Annotated in this window: 15 protein-coding genes and 1 tRNA gene; 7 read left to right on the forward strand and 9 right to left on the reverse strand. The window is 63.8% G+C overall.

Annotated features, from left to right (window positions below; all coding sequences use genetic code 11):
- Positions 1-50: 50 nt before the first annotated feature.
- The 3 genes from K7H91_RS11590 to K7H91_RS11600 all read right to left on the reverse strand — a co-directional run bounded on the left by K7H91_RS11590 (position 51) and on the right by K7H91_RS11600 (position 2,114).
- Entirely contained in the window at positions 51-686 is a 636-nt protein-coding gene (locus K7H91_RS11590) for a YitT family protein (RefSeq protein WP_230720390.1), read from the reverse strand.
- 85 nt (positions 687-771) lie between these two features.
- Positions 772-1,077: an XRE family transcriptional regulator gene (locus K7H91_RS11595; protein ID WP_230720391.1), complete on the reverse strand. Its 306-nt coding sequence runs from the start codon at positions 1,075-1,077 to the stop codon at positions 772-774.
- 89 nt (positions 1,078-1,166) lie between these two features.
- A complete protein-coding gene (locus K7H91_RS11600) occupies positions 1,167-2,114 on the reverse strand; it encodes a methyltransferase (protein ID WP_230720392.1) in 948 nt (315 codons plus the stop codon).
- A gap of 131 nt (positions 2,115-2,245) precedes the next feature.
- Between K7H91_RS11600 and K7H91_RS11605 the strand changes: the two genes are divergently transcribed.
- Complete coding sequence (locus K7H91_RS11605) at positions 2,246-2,512, forward strand: DUF6460 domain-containing protein (RefSeq protein WP_230720393.1); 267 nt, start codon at positions 2,246-2,248, stop codon at positions 2,510-2,512.
- A complete protein-coding gene (locus K7H91_RS11610) occupies positions 2,509-3,000 on the forward strand; it encodes a CAP domain-containing protein (RefSeq protein WP_230720394.1) in 492 nt (163 codons plus the stop codon). The genes K7H91_RS11605 and K7H91_RS11610 overlap by 4 nt, the downstream gene beginning before the upstream one ends.
- A 3-nt stretch (positions 3,001-3,003) precedes the next feature.
- Here K7H91_RS11610 and K7H91_RS11615 read toward each other — a convergent pair whose 3' ends face one another.
- Entirely contained in the window at positions 3,004-4,089 is a 1,086-nt protein-coding gene (locus tag K7H91_RS11615) for a quinone-dependent dihydroorotate dehydrogenase (RefSeq protein ID WP_230720395.1), read from the reverse strand.
- Positions 4,086-4,436 (reverse strand): DUF952 domain-containing protein, encoded by a 351-nt coding sequence (locus K7H91_RS11620; RefSeq protein WP_230720396.1) that lies wholly within the window; start codon positions 4,434-4,436, stop codon positions 4,086-4,088. The genes K7H91_RS11615 and K7H91_RS11620 overlap by 4 nt, the downstream gene beginning before the upstream one ends.
- 255 nt (positions 4,437-4,691) lie before the next feature.
- On the opposite strand from K7H91_RS11620, the gene K7H91_RS11625 reads away from it, so the two are divergent.
- The 4 genes from K7H91_RS11625 (at position 4,692) to K7H91_RS11640 (ending at position 8,634) form a co-directional block, all read left to right on the forward strand.
- Positions 4,692-5,339 (forward strand): response regulator, encoded by a 648-nt coding sequence (locus K7H91_RS11625; protein WP_230720397.1) that lies wholly within the window; start codon positions 4,692-4,694, stop codon positions 5,337-5,339.
- Between the two features lie 95 nt (positions 5,340-5,434).
- The gene (locus K7H91_RS11630; protein WP_230720398.1) at positions 5,435-6,109 is read left to right on the forward strand and encodes a S24 family peptidase; all 675 of its coding nucleotides are present in this window, start codon (positions 5,435-5,437) and stop codon (positions 6,107-6,109) included.
- A gap of 24 nt (positions 6,110-6,133) precedes the next feature.
- The gene (locus K7H91_RS11635; protein WP_018064394.1) at positions 6,134-6,550 is read left to right on the forward strand and encodes a tellurite resistance TerB family protein; all 417 of its coding nucleotides are present in this window, start codon (positions 6,134-6,136) and stop codon (positions 6,548-6,550) included.
- Positions 6,551-6,756: 206 nt separating this feature from the next.
- On the forward strand, positions 6,757-8,634 hold the full coding sequence (locus tag K7H91_RS11640) for a glycosyltransferase family 2 protein (protein ID WP_230720399.1): 1,878 nt from the start codon (positions 6,757-6,759) through the stop codon (positions 8,632-8,634).
- An 8-nt stretch (positions 8,635-8,642) separates the two neighbouring features.
- On the opposite strand, the gene K7H91_RS11645 is transcribed toward K7H91_RS11640, so the two are convergent.
- The 3 genes from K7H91_RS11645 to K7H91_RS11655 form a co-directional block, all read right to left on the reverse strand.
- Positions 8,643-8,716 (reverse strand) — tRNA-Gly (locus K7H91_RS11645).
- Between the two features lie 71 nt (positions 8,717-8,787).
- Complete coding sequence (locus K7H91_RS11650) at positions 8,788-10,164, reverse strand: FAD-containing oxidoreductase (RefSeq protein WP_230720400.1); 1,377 nt, start codon at positions 10,162-10,164, stop codon at positions 8,788-8,790.
- Positions 10,161-10,619, reverse strand: a complete 459-nt coding sequence (locus tag K7H91_RS11655) for a DUF4126 family protein (protein ID WP_026173401.1) — start codon at positions 10,617-10,619, stop codon at positions 10,161-10,163. Before K7H91_RS11655 ends, K7H91_RS11650 begins: the two co-directional genes overlap by 4 nt.
- 334 nt (positions 10,620-10,953) lie before the next feature.
- Here K7H91_RS11655 and K7H91_RS11660 point away from each other — a divergent pair, with 334 nt between their 5' ends.
- Positions 10,954-12,006, forward strand: coding sequence for a DUF475 domain-containing protein (locus tag K7H91_RS11660; protein WP_230720401.1), 1,053 nt, complete (start codon positions 10,954-10,956; stop codon positions 12,004-12,006).
- A 16-nt stretch (positions 12,007-12,022) separates the two neighbouring features.
- Here K7H91_RS11660 and K7H91_RS11665 read toward each other — a convergent pair whose 3' ends face one another.
- Positions 12,023-15,526, reverse strand: coding sequence for a PAS-domain containing protein (locus K7H91_RS11665; protein WP_230720402.1), 3,504 nt, complete (start codon positions 15,524-15,526; stop codon positions 12,023-12,025).
- Between the last annotated feature and the right edge of the window lie 153 nt (positions 15,527-15,679).

Genomic DNA, 15,679 nt, shown 5'->3' on the forward strand with positions numbered 1-15,679 from the left:
GCGCAAAATGGCAATTATCGGCGGGAAACGCCAGCGGATATTTTGTCGTCCTACATCGCGATATAGCGATCGCGCCGGTGATTGATGGCGAGCACCAGATTGATGACCACAGCACCCGCGACGGAACAGGCAATGATGAAGGGCGTCGCGACGAAGAACGACAACAGTAGCACACAACCGTCCAGCATCAGCTGCACATAGCCCGCCTTCCAGCCGAACCGGTCCTGCAGATAGAGCGCCAGAATGCCGAAACCGCCGAGGCTTGCCGAATGGCGAAACAGGATCAGCAGCGCCGCCCCCACCAGAACGCCGCCGAACAGCGCGCCAATGAGCGGGTCGGTCTCGCCGATCGATATGAAATCCGGCACCACCGCCGTTAGAACCGAGGTGAGCGCCACCGCGACAAAGGTCTTGAGCGTGAATTTCAGCCCCAGCCGCTTCCAGGCGAAATAGTAGAACGGCAGATTGACGATGAAGAAAGCGAGGCCGAAATCAAGCGCGGTCGCATAGGTCAGCAGAAAGGCGAGACCGGCCGTGCCGCCGGTCAGCAGCCCGCCGGCCTTCAGCACCATCACGCCCAGGCAGGCAAGCATCGACCCCGCGATGATGCCTTGCGCATCCTCAAGCGCCGAATGGCTTTCGGACGTCGAACTGACGATCCCGGCGAGAAAGCGGTTTTCGGACAAGCTATCGAGCTCCGGACATGAAAAATCGGGACCGGACCGGCCCCGATAGTTCCATCGCTCAAATCGCCGCGCACGTCAAACCGGCTTAAACCACGTCATCCTGATTGACGCGGCCGCCCTCACCCTCCCAGTTCAGGATGCGGCGGGTTTCGCTGCCGGTGAATTTCAGGCGTATGCCGACGCCGCCCTCCTTCTCCTCGGGCAGGAAAATCACGCCGAGCGCTTCGAGCGTCATCTTCAGTTTCTCGACCGAATTATCGCCCAGATCGGCTGTGCCGTTCTCGAATCCCTCGATCCGATCCTCCGCAATCCCGCTTTCGGCGGAAAGCGTCGGACGGTCGATCCGGGCGAGAATACGCGCGGCGTGGCAAAGTTCAGGCGTGAAGGTCATGGTCAGCCTCCTTTCGGTCTGTTGGACAAGTTTGCAGGATAAACGCGTATGTCCGTCTCGGAGTTCCGCCCGCCGACATGCCGGCAGCATCAGGAGAGAAGTTTGACCGCCAGAAACAGGATGCCGGGAACCGGTTCACCCGCATCCTTGCGCAAGGCCGCCCGTTCATGGCGCTTCAGCGCGAAACCGGCCTCCGACAACAGGCCCTCGACATAGGCGAAGGCGTGGGCGTAGCGCAGCGACGGCAGCAGGGTATAGGCCTCGGCCTCCCCGCCATCCTCCACCGAAAACAGGAACAGGCCGCCGGGCGCGATCAGGGCCGCGACATTCGCCATCAGGCTTTCAAGCGCGCCGAGATACATCAGCACATCGGCGGCCACGACAAGATCGGCGCGGTGATGCGCAAGCACCGGCGAAAACAGCCCGCTTTCCTCCGGCGCAAGCAGAAGATCGGCCTGGGCGAGGTGCTGATACACCGCCTTCTCCTCCGCCTTGGCCAGCATGTTGGCCGAGAGATCGAAGCCTTCAAGGCGGTCGACCCGCGCGCAAAAGGCAGCGCCCGAGAGCCCGGTTCCGCAGCCGAGATCGGCGCAAAGCCTGAAGCGGCGCGCCGCGCCCTCGCTCTTTTCCAGAAGGGCCGCAAGCCTTTCCGGCGCGTTGTAATCGAGCCGCTCGGTCAGCGCCGCGTCGAAATGATCGGCATAGGAATCAAACAGCGCCTCGACATAACGGCCCGGCGGATGGGCGGGCGGCTCGGACGCGCCGAGAACGGCAAGCTTCAGGCTGGCGGCAAACAGGTCGTCGTCGTCCTCGCCCTCGAGCCTTTCGAGCGTTGCGATTGCCGCCGCGACATCGCCGGCATGCTCGCGATAGGCGGCGAGCAGGGCGAGGCCCGCCGGCCAGTCCGGCACAAGCGTCATCGCCTGCTCCATCACCTCCGCAGCGGCGGCATGGTCGCCGGCCTCGTCCAGCATGCGGGCATAATCAGCGCGGCGATCTGCAATCAGATCGCCCGAGGAAAGGGAAAGAAGGCTCATGTCTCGAAAACCGGTAGGGAACTGAGCGCCAATGTCGCTTTTCCATTCGAAAAGCAAGCGGAATCGCATCGCCGCTTTTTTCTTGAATGCGCCGCAAAGCCTCTTTATCTAGCCGGGTAAAGGAGAGCGGCATGAGCAACGGCATAAACAGGTTCCTGGGCGGCACGGTCGTCGGCACCATCGTCCGCCTGCTGGTGGTATCGCTGATCGTCGGCTTCATCCTGTCGGCGCTCGGCATCCATCCGCTCGACATCTATTACGGCATCATCGATTTCCTGCGAAATATCTGGAATCGCGGTTTTGCCGCCCTTGGCGAGGTTGGCCATTATTTCGTGCTGGGCGCGATCATCGTCGTGCCGGTCTTCCTGATCATCCGCATCCTGAGCTATCGCCGTTGACACAGATCGCCACCACCCGCCGCGTCCTCCTGCTGGGCGCGCTTGCCGCCGGCGTTGCCGCCTGCAGCCCGTTTTTCGGCAGCGACCTTCCGCGCGGAGATGTCGACAGCGAGGCGATGACGTCCACCTTCCTGCCCTGGGTCAATGAGCTGCGCAAAAGCCGGGGGCTTTCGAAGCTTTCCTATTCGCGCGCCTGCGAGCAGGCGGCGATCGATCAGGCAAGCCGCATGGCGCTGGCCGACAAGATGAACCACATCACCGGCGGCGAGAGCGTGCTGGCCCGGTTCAAGCGCATGGGCCTGCCGCTGCCGGCCGCCGAAAACATCGCCATGCAGCAGCGCACGCCCGAACGCGCCTTCCAGGCCTGGGTCAATTCGCCGGGGCATTTGAAGAACATGTTGGGAAATTATTCCCATATCGGCGTCGCCCGCGCCGTCAGCTCGAATTCCGGCAACCAGCCGTTCTGGGCGATGTGCCTCAGCCAATAACGCTCAAAACGGTTTTGAAGCCCATTCCGCAACGCCGCTGTCGCGCAACTGGCGCGGCGAACTTGCTCCGGCCTCGCGCATGGCGGCGATGATGGCCGTCAGGCTGTCCTCGATCAGTTGCGGGCCCTCATAGGTCATGCCGGAATAGATCTGCACCAGATCGGCGCCGGCGCGGATCTTCTCCACCGCCCGCGCGCCGGAATTGACGCCGCCGACGCCGATGAGCGCGAGATCGGGGCCGAGGCGCTGGCGCATGCGAGCCAGAAGCGCGGTCGATCGCTCGAACAGCGGCGCGCCGGACAGCCCGCCGGCCTCGCCCGCCAGTTTTTCTTCCCTGAGACCCGCGCGCGACAGCGTGGTGTTGGAAACAATGACGCCGTCGAGCGCGCTGTTCAGAACTTCGGCGACGATATCATCGAGGCCTTCCTCGGTCAGGTCCGGCGCGATCTTCAGGAACACCGGCACCTTGCGGGCCGCCTTTTCCCGCGCCTCGGCGACCCTGCCGAGAAGCCGCGCAAGCTCCGCGCGCGCCTGCAGATCGCGCAGGCCCGGCGTGTTGGGCGAGGAAATATTGACGGTGAGGTAGTCGGCGAGCCCTGAAAACCGCGTAATGCCGGCAACATAGTCGGCGATCCGATCCTCCGACGTCTTGTTGGCCCCGATATTGACGCCGATGATGCCCGGGCCCACCGATCTGTCGCGGCGCTCGAGCCGGGCGGCAAGCGCGTCGTGGCCGTCATTGTTGAAGCCCATGCGGTTGATGACCGCCTCGTCCTTGACCAGCCGGAACAGCCGCGGCTTCGGGTTGCCGGGCTGCGGGCGCGGCGTGACCGTGCCCGCCTCGACATGGCCGAAACCGAGCTTCAGCAATCCGTCGAGCGCCTCGCCGTTCTTGTCGAGCCCGGCGGCAACGCCCAGCGGGTTCTTGAAAGAGAGGCCGGCCACCGTGGTATGAAGGCTCTTGTCGCCGGCATGGCGGGCTCCGGGCAGGAGGCCGGTGCGGATCGCCTTCAGCGTCAGGCCGTGGGCAAGCTCGGGATCGAGCGCGAAGGCGGCGCGGCGGCCACCGCAACGGTAGAGGTCGATCATGAAAGCAGTCCCGCAAAATCGTGCCGGCCGTTTCCGTCCACAGGCAGCGGCTTTTCCCAAAGAACGGCATCGAAAGACAGATCGCCGTAGAGGTGGGGAAACAGCGCTCCGCCGCGCGATAGCTCATATTTCAGAGCGTCGCCCAGCGCCGCGGGGTCGACCGCGACCAGCAGCAGATCCGTCTGGCCGGCGAAATGCCGGGCGGCGGTCTCTTCCACCTGGTCGGCGGTCGAGAAGTGGATGAAGCCATCCGCGAGATCGACCGCCGCACCCTTGAAGAGGCCGGCGGACCGCGCCGCCTGCCATTCGCCTTCGGTAACGATCTTGTAAATCGGTTGCTGGTTCATATCCGTCCCGTCGCTGTGCTGTCCGGCTCCGGGTTTGGCAAAGAGTCACGCAAATGTCCATCACCACGCGGTTTCAGCGGCCGAAAGCAAGGGGAAATCGCCTATTTCCGGGCATCATGCGCTTTTTTGGGTTGCTAATGGGGCGTGGCGGCGATCATAAATAGCAGGACCACCATTGTTGTGCCGTCAAACAGTTGCAGCAGCGCGAGGTCGAATGTTAAGGGTTGTGAAACTGCCTTTGGGAGGAGGCCAGGAATGACCGGACAAACCATTCTGATCGCGGACGACCACCCGCTGTTCCGCAGCGCGCTGAAACAGGCGATCGGCGGCATGGCGACGCCCTATGCCGTGGTCGAGGCGGGCGATTTCGAAAGCGCCCAGCAGGCCGCGCGCGACAATCCGGAAGCCGAACTGCTTCTGCTCGACCTCGCCATGCCGGGGGTGAGTGGCCTGTCTGGCCTGATCACGCTGCGCTCCGAATTCTCCAGTCTTCCGATCGTGGTGATCTCCGGCAGCGACGATGACGACACCATCCGCCGCTCGCTCGCGCTCGGCGCCTCCGGCTTCATCTCGAAATCGGTCGGGATCGACGAATTGCGCAACGGCATCCGCAAGGTGCTCGCGGGCGAGGTCTACACGCCGGAAAATTACGGCGGCGGCGAGGAAAGCGATCCCGACATCGCCGACATGCTGCAGCGGCTGCAGACGCTGACGCCACAGCAGTCGCGCGTGCTCAGAATGCTGTGCGAGGGGCTGTTGAACAAGCAGATCGCCTATGAGCTCGGCGTTTCGGAGGCGACCGTGAAGGCGCATGTCTCAGCGATCCTGCTGAAGCTCAATGTCGACAGCCGGACCCAGGCCGTCATCCAGCTCGGCAAGGTCAACATGGCGATGGTTGCGTGATGACATGTAAAAGACAGGATTTTATTCCTGTCCGCCTTTACGCTGCGATATCCGTTAAGCTATAGGTTAAGTGGATATCAACCGACCCGACGGCGATGTTTGAAAAACTCACCCATAGCGAGATCTGGAGCGCGATCGACCGGCTTGCCGCGCGCCACAAGCTCACCCCGTCGGGTCTTGCGCGCAAGGCCGGTCTCGATCCGACCACCTTCAACAAGTCGAAGCGGCGCGCGCCGGACGGCCGCGAGCGCTGGCCGTCGATGGAATCCTTCGCCAAGATACTGGCGGCCACCAACACATCGATGACGGAGTTCGTCAACGACAGCCCGGCGGCTGTCGGCGGCGTTCCGGGACCGATCGGCAGCTTCCCGCCGCAGCCGTCGACAATACCGCTTCTGGGGCTCGCGCGCGCGGGCGCCGGCGGCTTCTTCGATGATGGCGGTTATCCGGTCGGCCAGGGGTGGGACGAGGTCGACTTTCCCGTTCCCTCCCGCAGCGCCCAGGGGATCTACGCCCTCGAAGTGCAGGGCGACAGCATGATGCCGCTTTACCGCGACGGCGACGTGCTGATCGTCGAGGCCAATGCCGAAACCCGCAAGGGCGACCGCGTGGTGGTGCGCACCCGCGAGGGCGAGGTTCTGGCCAAGGTTCTGGTGCGCCGCACCACCCGCCAGATCGAACTGATGTCGATCAACCCCGCCCATGCCAATATCGTCTTCGACCTTTCAGACATAGAGTGGATTGCCCGCATTCTCTGGGCCAGCCAGTAATTTTCCAAACCCGAGAGATCGTTCATGTCCCGACCCGAGCTTACCCATTTTGACGCGCTGATCTATGTGATGGTGATGGCGTCCGCCGTCGACAGCGCGATGAGCGACACGGAGATGGCGCGGATCGGACATATCACCCGCTCGCTGCCGGTGTTCGAGGGGTTCGACGAAAACGATCTTACCCGCATTGCCCATGACTGCGCCGGGATCGTGTCCGGGCCGGAGGGCATGGATATCGCGCTGGAGATCATCCGCGACACGCTGCCCAAGCGGCTCTACGACACGGCCTATGCGCTGGCCGTCGAGATCATGTCCGTCGATCAGGTCATCCGCGCCGAGGAAATCCGCCTGCTGCAGCTTCTCCGCGACCGGCTCCACTTGGACAAGCTGACCTGCGCCGCGATCGAACGCGGCGCGATCGCCCGGTACCGCACTGTTTGAGGCGGTTTTCGCTGGCGTGAATAACTCAACTTCGCTTGATTAGATAAAACTAAAGTATTTCTTGAATATATCCTCATAAAACGCCGTGCACATGGCTGCACGGCGCAGACCAAAATCTAGAAACAACATTTCTATCTTGCCTTTCCCTTCACCCTGAGTCTTTACTTGTAAAAAACAAAAGAGGGCGCGCGGTAAAGAGGGGTATCATGTCCGTGTTCAGGCAGGCCGCCATCCGCACGCCGGATCGCGCCTCTGCTGCCCTGCGTTCGCTCCCGAAAGCGATCCGGAAGGAGCGCCAGATGTTGCACCGTCTCGGCTTTGACGAAAGCGTCATCGAGGAGGGGATCAAGGCCGCGCTCGCCAACAATACCACGATCGAGAAGGAGCTTCTGTTCAGCGGCGCGGTCGCTTCGGACGACTATTACAGGAGGCTCGCCCGGTATCTCGTGCTGCCGTTCGAAAGCCGCATCGATCCGGATTGCGTCACGGACCGCCCCGGGATCGACCGCCTGCTGGCGGACCCGCGCGGCCTACGGCTCGACAGCGGAGAGGCCGAGCGCCGCTTCGCCGTGGTGCCCACCGCCGGCGATCTTGCCGACCTCCATCTCCGCCTGTCGTCCCGGCCTGAAGTCAGGCGCTGCGTCATCATCACGACGCCGGAGGCCGTGCGGGCGGCGGTATGGAAGACCGGCGAGGGCCGGCGGCTCACCAACGCTGTCAACGACCTCATGGTCTGGGAGCCGCGCTTTTCCGCACGGATCGTGTTCTGGGGCAAACAGGGCTTCCTGCTCGGGGGAAGCGCGGCGACGCTTTTGGCCGGTCTGTTGTTCTTTCCCGCCGAGACCCTGCTGCTTGCCCATATCGCGTTCACGACGCTCTATCTGTTCGCCCTGCTCGTCCGCATTGCCGCCACGCGGGCAAGGCCCCGCCAGCGCGCCCCGAGACCTGAAAGCGAACCGCCGGACCTGCCGGTCTATACCGTCCTGATCCCGCTCTACCGCGAGGCCGGGATGATCGCGCAATTGTCGGAGAGTATGCAACGCATCAACTGGCCGGCCTCCAAGCTCGATATCAAGCTGGTTTGCGAGGCGGATGACGCGGAAACCATCAACGCCATTAAGCGGGCGCGGCTGCCGGCGCAATTCGAGCTTGTGGTCGTGCCAGCCGGCGGCCCTCGCACCAAGCCGAATGCGCTCAACTACGCGCTTTGCGGCGCAAAGGGCCGGTTCGTGGTGATCTATGACGCCGAAGACCGGCCGCATCCCGACCAGTTGCGCGAAGCCTGGAACACGTTTCGACAGTCGCCGCGGGAGCTTGCCTGCCTTCAGGCGCCGCTGACGATCTCCAATGTCGGAAAGAACTGGATCACGGGGCTCTATGCCTGCGAGTATTCAGGTTTGTTTCGCGGCATCCTGCCGTTTCTCGCTCTTCACCGGTTTCCGATACCGCTCGGCGGCACCTCCAATCATTTTCGCATTCAGGCGCTGCGCGCCTGCCGCGGCTGGGATCCCTACAACGTTGCGGAGGACGCCGATCTCGGCCTTCGGATGCACCGGCTCGGTTATTATTGCGGGGCCATCACCGCGGAAACGCTGGAGGACGCGCCGACAGCGATCCGGCCCTGGATTGCCCAGCGATCGCGCTGGCTCAAGGGATGGCTGCAGACGGCGCTGGTGGCGCTGAGGGAACCGGGGCGGCTGCGCGACGAACTGGGCCTGCTCGGCTTTGCCGTTTTCCTGGCCAATACCGGCGGGATGATCCTGTCATCGCTGCTGCACCCGTTATTGTTCCTGTCGGTGCTGACGACCAGTTGGCTGCTGCTCCACCCGGGCTCAAACCCTGGACCGCTGCAGCAGATCCTGACCGGCATCGACCTGATCAACATTATCGCCAGCTACTGGATATTCCTGCGGCTGGGCGTGTCGAAAATGCGCAAGGGAGAAATGCTCGGTATGCGCGCAAGCGCCTTTTGGCTGCCGCTCTACTGGCTGATGCTGTCATTTTCGGCGTGGAAGGCGTTCGTGGAACTCTACCACGCGCCCTATCTGTGGCGCAAAACCGAGCACAAGCCATCGGAAAAGTGAAGAGACCCTGGAGCGGGTAGCGGGAATCGAACCCGCGCGTTCAGCTTGGGAAGCTGACAGGCTACCATTACATCATACCCGCCCGTCCGACCGCGTCGGAGGCCGTTCCATACCACTGCCCGCGCACCGGCGGCAAGCTGAAAAAGCGAGAGGTCAGCGAACCGGCTCCAGGCCGCCGGCAAGGGTGGGCAACAATTCCGAAACCGTCGGGTGAATGGGCACCGCCCATTGCAGGTCTTTGGCTGTGGCGCCCATATTGATCAGGTTCAGGACGGCGTGGATCGCCTCGTCCCCGCCAGGGCCGAGAATGGCGCCGCCGAGGAGCTTGCCGCTATCGGCGTCGGCGATGAGCTTCATCAGCCCCGCCGTCTCGCCCTTTTCCTTGGCGCGGGAGACATTCGTCATCGGACGGCTGGCGACCGCGACATTGTAGCCGGCCTTTTTCGCCTCCGTCTCGCTCATGCCGGCGCGGCCGAGCGGCGGATCGGTGTAAAGCGCGTAGCCGGAGACGCGATCGTCGACCGAGCGGCTTTCGCCATCGAAAAGATTGGCGGCGACGATCTCGTAATCATTATAGGACGTGTGGGTGAAGGCCCCGCGGCCATTACAATCGCCGAGCGCGAAAATGCCGGGTTGGCTGGTCTCAAGGCCGGACCCGACGGTCACGAAGCCCCGGCCATCGGTGGCGACGCCCGCCGTGTCGAGACCGAGGTCATCGGTATTGGGCTTGCGGCCAAGCGCCACCAGCAGGTCCGAGCCGGTGGCGGTCCGGGTCTCGCCGCCGCAATCGGCATGCATGACGATGCCGTCGCCGCGCCGCTCGACGCGGATGCACTCCGCGCCGGTCATCACCGTGATGCCTTCATCCTCCAGAAAGCCGCGCACCGCCTCGCTGACCTCCGGATCCTCGCGGCCGATCAGATGCGCGCCGCGCTCCACCACCGTCACCTTGGAGCCGAACCGCGCGAACATCTGGGCGAATTCCAGCCCGATATAGCTGCCGCCCAGCACAAGAAGATGCTCCGGCAGGCGGTCGAGGCCGACCATGTCGCTGTTGGTCAGATAGGGGATATCGGAAAGCCCCTCGATATCCGGGATCGCGGCCCGACCGCCGACATTGATGAAAATCTTCGGCGCGGTCAGCACTTCATCGCCGAGCGCAACCCGGTCGGGACCGATGAAACGGGCATGGCCGCGCAGCAGGGTGACATTGTCGAGACCGGAGAGCCAGCTCTCGAGGCCGGACCGCGACGCCCCGGCAATCTCGGCCGTGCGCGCCTGGACCCGCTTCATGTCGACGCTGATGCCGCCGCCGATATCCACGCCGAAATCGGCCGCGCGCCGTGCCACGTGCGCGGCGCGGGCGCTGGCGACCATCGTCTTCGTCGGCGTGCAGCCGGTGTTGACACAGGTACCGCCGACCTGATGACGTTCGATCAGCGCGACTTTCCGGCCCTCGGCGGCAAAACGCGCGGCAAGCGGCGGCCCCGCCTGCCCTGCCCCGATGATGATGGCGTCGAATGTCCTCATAGGCTCCACACGATACCCAATGCGGCAAGGATGGCAACCGCGTCCTCGATGAGGGCAGCCGGCAGATCGCGGCCGAACCGGGCCGCGAGCCGCTGCCGGACGGCAGCGCCGCCGAGCGTGCCGACCACCGCGCCGGCAATGCCGAGCACGAGACCCGCGATCCAGACGCCCGAGGCCGATCCGATCGCCGCGCCGCAGACCGCGCCCATGAAAATGCGCGCCCCGAATTGCGGAGGCACCTTGCGGCTGGGGGTGGAGGGAAGCTGATCGGTGACGAATTCCGCGAGCGCCAGCACGCTCAATATGCCGACCGCCCAGGGCGAGGCCAGAAAGGAGAGCCATGAGCCGGAGAGATCGAGAAGACCCAGATAAGCGGCCCAGCTGATCGCAGCCGGCGCCGTCATCGCCCTCAAACCCGCAACAATACCGATTAATAACGCCAGAAGATAAAGCATGCCGCCAACTCCCAACCCGGTTGTGATTTGTCAATCTATCACGCCCTGTCCGGCGTGCAATCTGGAAAGCCGATTCGACGCGGCACTTGACGCCGGCGATTTTGCGGCTAAGTCTGGTGCAGTCCGGCGCATCCTGGAGGAGCCGCGACGAACCCGGTGCCGGGCCCCTCTGGCGAGAGTTTGACGGCGCTCTCGTGATGTCGGTACCGCCCGCAAATTAGCCGGCGGACATGGTTACCATGCTTCAAAATCTGACGTTTCGGACGCGTGCGCGTAATCTTCGTGCATGCGTGCTTTTCTTTCATCGCTCCCTGCCGACAGGGGAGGCCCGTCCATGAAAACCTCCACGATTTCCTATTTCAAATGGGCGTTCATCGTCACCATTGCAGGGCTCGTGGCCAGCACGCTTTACGGCTATTTCAGCTTTGGGCTGAGCGGCGCGCTCGCCTTCCTGTTCATCACCGCCGTGCTTGCGGTGCTGGAGATTTCGCTGTCCTTCGACAATGCGGTCGTCAACGCCAACAAGCTCAAGACCATGAGCCATGTCTGGCAGCGGCGCTTCCTCACCTGGGGCATATTGATCGCCGTGTTCGGCATGCGGCTGGTGTTCCCGCTGGTGATCGTGGTGCTTGCCGCCAAGGTCGGACCGCTTGCCGCCATCCACCTGGCCTTTGCCGAGCCCCGCGCCTACGCCGAGATTATGCATGACGCTCATCTGCCGATCGCGGCCTTTGGCGGCACGTTTTTGCTGATGGTGGGCCTTTCCTACTTCTTCGACCACGAGAAGGACGTGCACTGGTTCGCGCCGCTGGAAATGCCGATGGCAAAGCTTGCCGCGGTCAAGGGCATCGAAACCGGCATCGCGCTGGTGCTGGTGCTGGTCTTTTCCACGCTGGTCGAGGATGGTCGGGCGGAGGAATTCTTCTATTCCGCGATTTACGGCCTGTTGACCTATCTGGCAATCGAGGTGCTGAGCGGCCTTCTCGATGCATCCCAGACCCAGACCGCCAAGGCGGCGGCGCAGGGCGGCCTCGGCGCCTTCATCTATCTCGAAGTGCTCGATGCCAGCTTCTCCTTCGACGGCGTTATCGGCGCCTTCGCGCTGACCAAGAACCTGCTGGTAATCGCGATCGGTCTCGGCATCGGCGCGATGTATGTGCGCTCGCTGACCATCATGCTGGTGGACCGCCAGACGCTGTCGCATTTCCGCTTCCTGGAGCACGGCGCGTTCTACGCCGTCCTGGTGCTGGCGGTGATCATGTATGCCCAGACGCTGCTGCACATTCCCGAGGCGATCACCGGGCTGGTGGGCGCTGGCCTGATCGCGCTTTCGCTGTGGTCATCGATCCGGTGGCGCAAGCTGCAGGAGCTCGCCGAAACGCTTTGAAAGCCGAGCCGTCGGGCTATTCGGCAGCGGCCTTGTGGAAGATCGCGATCTGGTTGAGGAAGGCGCGCACCAGCGCGGGCTTGAGCGGCTTGTGCTGAACGGCGATGTCCTCTTCCTCGGCCAGATCGCGCACCTCCTGCGTGCGGTCGGCCGTGATCAGCAGCGCCGGGATATGGCGCTGGTAATGTTCGCGCAGGATCGTCACCGCATCGACGCCGCTTGCGCCATTGTCGAGATGATAGTCGGCAATGATCACGTCGGGAACAATATGGATGGCGCGCGCCTCCTCATGCCCCCGCGCCACGTGAACCTCGGCGCCCCAGCCGCCGAGCAGCACCCGCATGCCCTCCAGGATCGCCTCCTCATTATCGATGCAGAGCACCTTGAGCCCGGCGATCGCCTGCCCGGGCAGCTTGCCGGCCGGTTTGGCCGCGGGCTGAGCGCTGTCGACGCCCGCCTCGGCCAGCGGAACGGACAGGCGAAACACCGTCCCCTCCCCTGGCGCGGAGGTCATCGAGACCGGGTGCTCCAGCATCCGCGCCAGTCGATCGACGATCGACAGGCCAAGCCCCAGCCCCTGCGCCGCGCGCGCGCCCTCGTCCAGCCGCGTGAACTCCTTGAACACGCTTTCAGCCTTTTCGGCGGGAATACCGATGCCGGTGTCATGAACCTCGATCACCGCGTGATCGCCCCTCAGCCTGGCGCCCACCAGCACCTTGCCGCTGACCGTATATTTGATCGCGTTGGACACGAGGTTCTGCACCAGCCGCCTCAGCGCCTGCGCATCGGAGCGCACCTTGAGCGAAGACGGCACCACAACGAGTTCCAGGCCCTTCTCATCGGCGAGCGGCCGGAAATCGGTCTCGACCCGCTTCAGCGTGTCGCCGAGATTGACGGTGGTGAAATGCGGCTTCATCGCGCCGGCATCGAGCCGCGAGATATCCAGCACCGCGCCGAGAATATCCTCGACCGATTGCAGGGCGGAATCGATCTTGTCGGAGAAGTCGCGGACCTCGCTTGCCGCCGGCAACCGCTCGCCGAGCGCGGTGGCATAGAGGCGGGCGGCGTTGAGCGGCTGGAGAATGTCGTGGCCGGCGGCGGAGAAGAACCGGGTCTTGCCGATATTGGCCTCGTCTGCCGCCGCCCGCGCCAGCCGCAGCGCCTTGTTGACCTCGGTAAGCTCGGCTGTGCGGGCCGCAACGCGCTGCTCCAGCGTCTCATTGGCCTGTTTGAGCGCGAGGTCGCCCTCGACGCGACGGGTGATATCAGTGAAGGTCACCACCATGCCGGCATCGGGCATGGCGCGCGACTGCACCTCGATGATCCGCTTGCCGCTTTCCAGCACCAGCGGAAAGGCGGTTTCGTGGGCGCGCAGCTTGCGCAGCGCCTCCTTCGCCTCATCGCCGGTCAGGTCGCCGCGCGAGGACAGACGGCCGATGATGTTGATCAGAGGATAGCCGACCTGACCGACCTCCTCCGGCAGGTCGAGCAGCGCGCGAAATCGCTTGTTCCAGACGGTGAGCCGGTTGGCGGCGTCGAAGACGGCGATCCCCTCATCCATCTGCGACAGCGCGGTCTGCAGCAGGCCCTGATTATACTGCAGCGCCTCGCTCGCCTGATCGAGCAGGAAGGCGGCGTCGCCGGAGGCCGCCTCGGCGCGCTGCAGTACCAGCGACAGCACCAGCCGCGCCGATGACGAGCCGATGGCGGTGCCCAGCAATTGCTCGGAGAAATGGATAAGGGCCATATCGGCCTGCTCGTCATCGGTCATCCTGCGCCCGGCCGTGCGTTCGAAGGTGGCGAACGACCGCGCCGTTCTCTCCGAGCCGAGATAGCCTTTCAGCGTCTCCCGCAGCACGCCAACGGACACGCCGGTGCCGATGCCGCGCGCGGTCGACTGCCAGCGCGCCTGGCGCTTGACGAAAATGCCGGACTGAATGCGCTCCAGCGGTCGCGCCGGGCGGCTGAGCGAGCCGATCACGAGGCCGGCAATATTGACCAGCAGCGACAGGCAGGTGACGTTGAGCAGGATATCGGCGTCCGGGCCGGTGAACAGGCTTGTCCCCGGAATGAGGAAGTTCATCACCATGCCGGCGACGGCGGATTGATCCGGCCCGCCGAGGCTCGGCACGAACAGCAGATAGACCCAGGTGACGAAACCGAGCGACAGGCCGACGATCGCGCCGCGCGCATTGGCGTTGCGCCAGACGAGCCCGATGAACAGCGCTGGCGCCACCTGCGCAATCGCCGCGAATGCCAAAAGCCCGATCGAGAACAGGCCGCGATCGCTGTCGATATGGCGGTAATAGGCATAGCCCAGCAGCATGACGCCGAGGATCGAGGCGCGGCGGACATTGAGCAGCAGCGCGTAGAAATCATGCCGTCGACCCTCACCCGACATCATCCGTCGCCTCAGGAAGATCGGGTTGACGATATCGTTCGACAGCATGATCGCCAGCGCCACGGAGGCGACGATGACCATGGCGGTGGCGGCCGAAAAACCGCCCAGAAACGCGATCAGCGAGATCAGCCGCTGGCCGGCGGCGATCGGCAGTTGCAGAACGTAGAGATCGGGATCGGCGCCGGGACCGAGCGTCATCGCCCCACCGATCGCCACCGGCAGCACCAGAATGTTGATCGCGATCAGATAGAGCGGAAACAGGAAGCGGGCGAGGTTCAACTCGCCTTCCGAGCGGTTTTCGACCACGGTGACATGAAACTGGCGCGGCAGAAGCAGGATGGCGCAGGCCGAAAGCCCGGTCAGCAATATCCAGCGGCTGATCGGCGTCTCATAGCTGAGGGCTGCGGCCGTCACCGCGTTTTCGCGCGCCTGGGTCAGAAGATCGGCAGGCCCGTCAAACAGAATGAACAGCGCGAACAGGCCGACCGAGGCGAAGGCCACCAGCTTGATCACGGATTCCATCGCGATCGCCAGGATCAACCCGTCCTGATGTTCCGTGGCATCGGTGTGGCGGGTGCCGAACACGATGGCGAAACTTGCCAGCGCCAGCGTGACCGCGAGCGGCAGGCCGACGCCATAAGCGGCGCCCGCCGACAGGAACCCGGTTTCGCCGCCGACCATGACCGAGACCGAATCCGACACCGCCTTCAATTGCAGCGCGATGTAGGGGATGGCGGCGGCAAGCGAAATGATCGCCACGAGAGCCGCGACGATCGGGTTCTTGCCGTAGCGGGCGGCAAGGAAATCTGCGACCGAGGTCAGCTTTTCCGCCTTCGCCAGCGCCACGATGCGCCGGACCACCGGCATACCGACGGTAAACACCAGGATCGGGCCGATATAGATGCCGAGGAATTCCAGCCCGCGCGTCGACGCCAGCCCGACGCCGCCGAAATAGGTCCAGGAGGTGCAGTAGACCGCGAGCGAGAGCGCATAGACCATATTGCGCCCGTCGCGCGGCCGCATCTGCCGCTTGGCCTGCCGATCGCCAAAACTGGCGACGGCAAACAGCAGCAGGATGTAAAGCAGCGCCGACAACAATATCAGCCAGCCGGGCAACATCCGTTCATTCTCCCGTTTCCGACTGCGGCAATCACGGCCGCAGGCCATCACGATATGCCATGGGCCGCTTTTTTCAAATGCGACTGTCGCAGCACACCCATCAAAAGAATCAATTGATCAAAGCTTGAAATTCATGGCATTCACCATCCGCGC

It is taken from the genome of Martelella mediterranea (genome assembly GCF_021021415.1).
Lineage (GTDB): Bacteria > Pseudomonadota > Alphaproteobacteria > Rhizobiales > Rhizobiaceae > Martelella > Martelella mediterranea_C.

What these genes read in the sequence shown, in the direction of transcription:
- K7H91_RS11595 (WP_230720391.1), bottom strand. Translation starts at nt 1,077, where the DNA reads ATGACCTTCACGCCTGAACTTTGCCACGCCGCGCGTATTCTCGCCCGG.
- K7H91_RS11600 (WP_230720392.1), bottom strand. Translation starts at nt 2,114, where the DNA reads ATGAGCCTTCTTTCCCTTTCCTCGGGCGATCTGATTGCAGATCGCCGC.
- K7H91_RS11605 (WP_230720393.1), top strand. Translation starts at nt 2,246, where the DNA reads ATGAGCAACGGCATAAACAGGTTCCTGGGCGGCACGGTCGTCGGCACC.
- K7H91_RS11615 (WP_230720395.1), bottom strand. Translation starts at nt 4,089, where the DNA reads ATGATCGACCTCTACCGTTGCGGTGGCCGCCGCGCCGCCTTCGCGCTC.
- K7H91_RS11620 (WP_230720396.1), bottom strand. Translation starts at nt 4,436, where the DNA reads ATGAACCAGCAACCGATTTACAAGATCGTTACCGAAGGCGAATGGCAG.
- K7H91_RS11625 (WP_230720397.1), top strand. Translation starts at nt 4,692, where the DNA reads ATGACCGGACAAACCATTCTGATCGCGGACGACCACCCGCTGTTCCGC.
- K7H91_RS11630 (WP_230720398.1), top strand. Translation starts at nt 5,435, where the DNA reads ATGTTTGAAAAACTCACCCATAGCGAGATCTGGAGCGCGATCGACCGG.
- K7H91_RS11635 (WP_018064394.1), top strand. Translation starts at nt 6,134, where the DNA reads ATGTCCCGACCCGAGCTTACCCATTTTGACGCGCTGATCTATGTGATG.
- K7H91_RS11640 (WP_230720399.1), top strand. Translation starts at nt 6,757, where the DNA reads ATGTCCGTGTTCAGGCAGGCCGCCATCCGCACGCCGGATCGCGCCTCT.
- K7H91_RS11650 (WP_230720400.1), bottom strand. Translation starts at nt 10,164, where the DNA reads ATGAGGACATTCGACGCCATCATCATCGGGGCAGGGCAGGCGGGGCCG.
- K7H91_RS11655 (WP_026173401.1), bottom strand. Translation starts at nt 10,619, where the DNA reads ATGCTTTATCTTCTGGCGTTATTAATCGGTATTGTTGCGGGTTTGAGG.
- K7H91_RS11660 (WP_230720401.1), top strand. Translation starts at nt 10,954, where the DNA reads ATGAAAACCTCCACGATTTCCTATTTCAAATGGGCGTTCATCGTCACC.
- K7H91_RS11665 (WP_230720402.1), bottom strand. Translation starts at nt 15,526, where the DNA reads ATGTTGCCCGGCTGGCTGATATTGTTGTCGGCGCTGCTTTACATCCTG.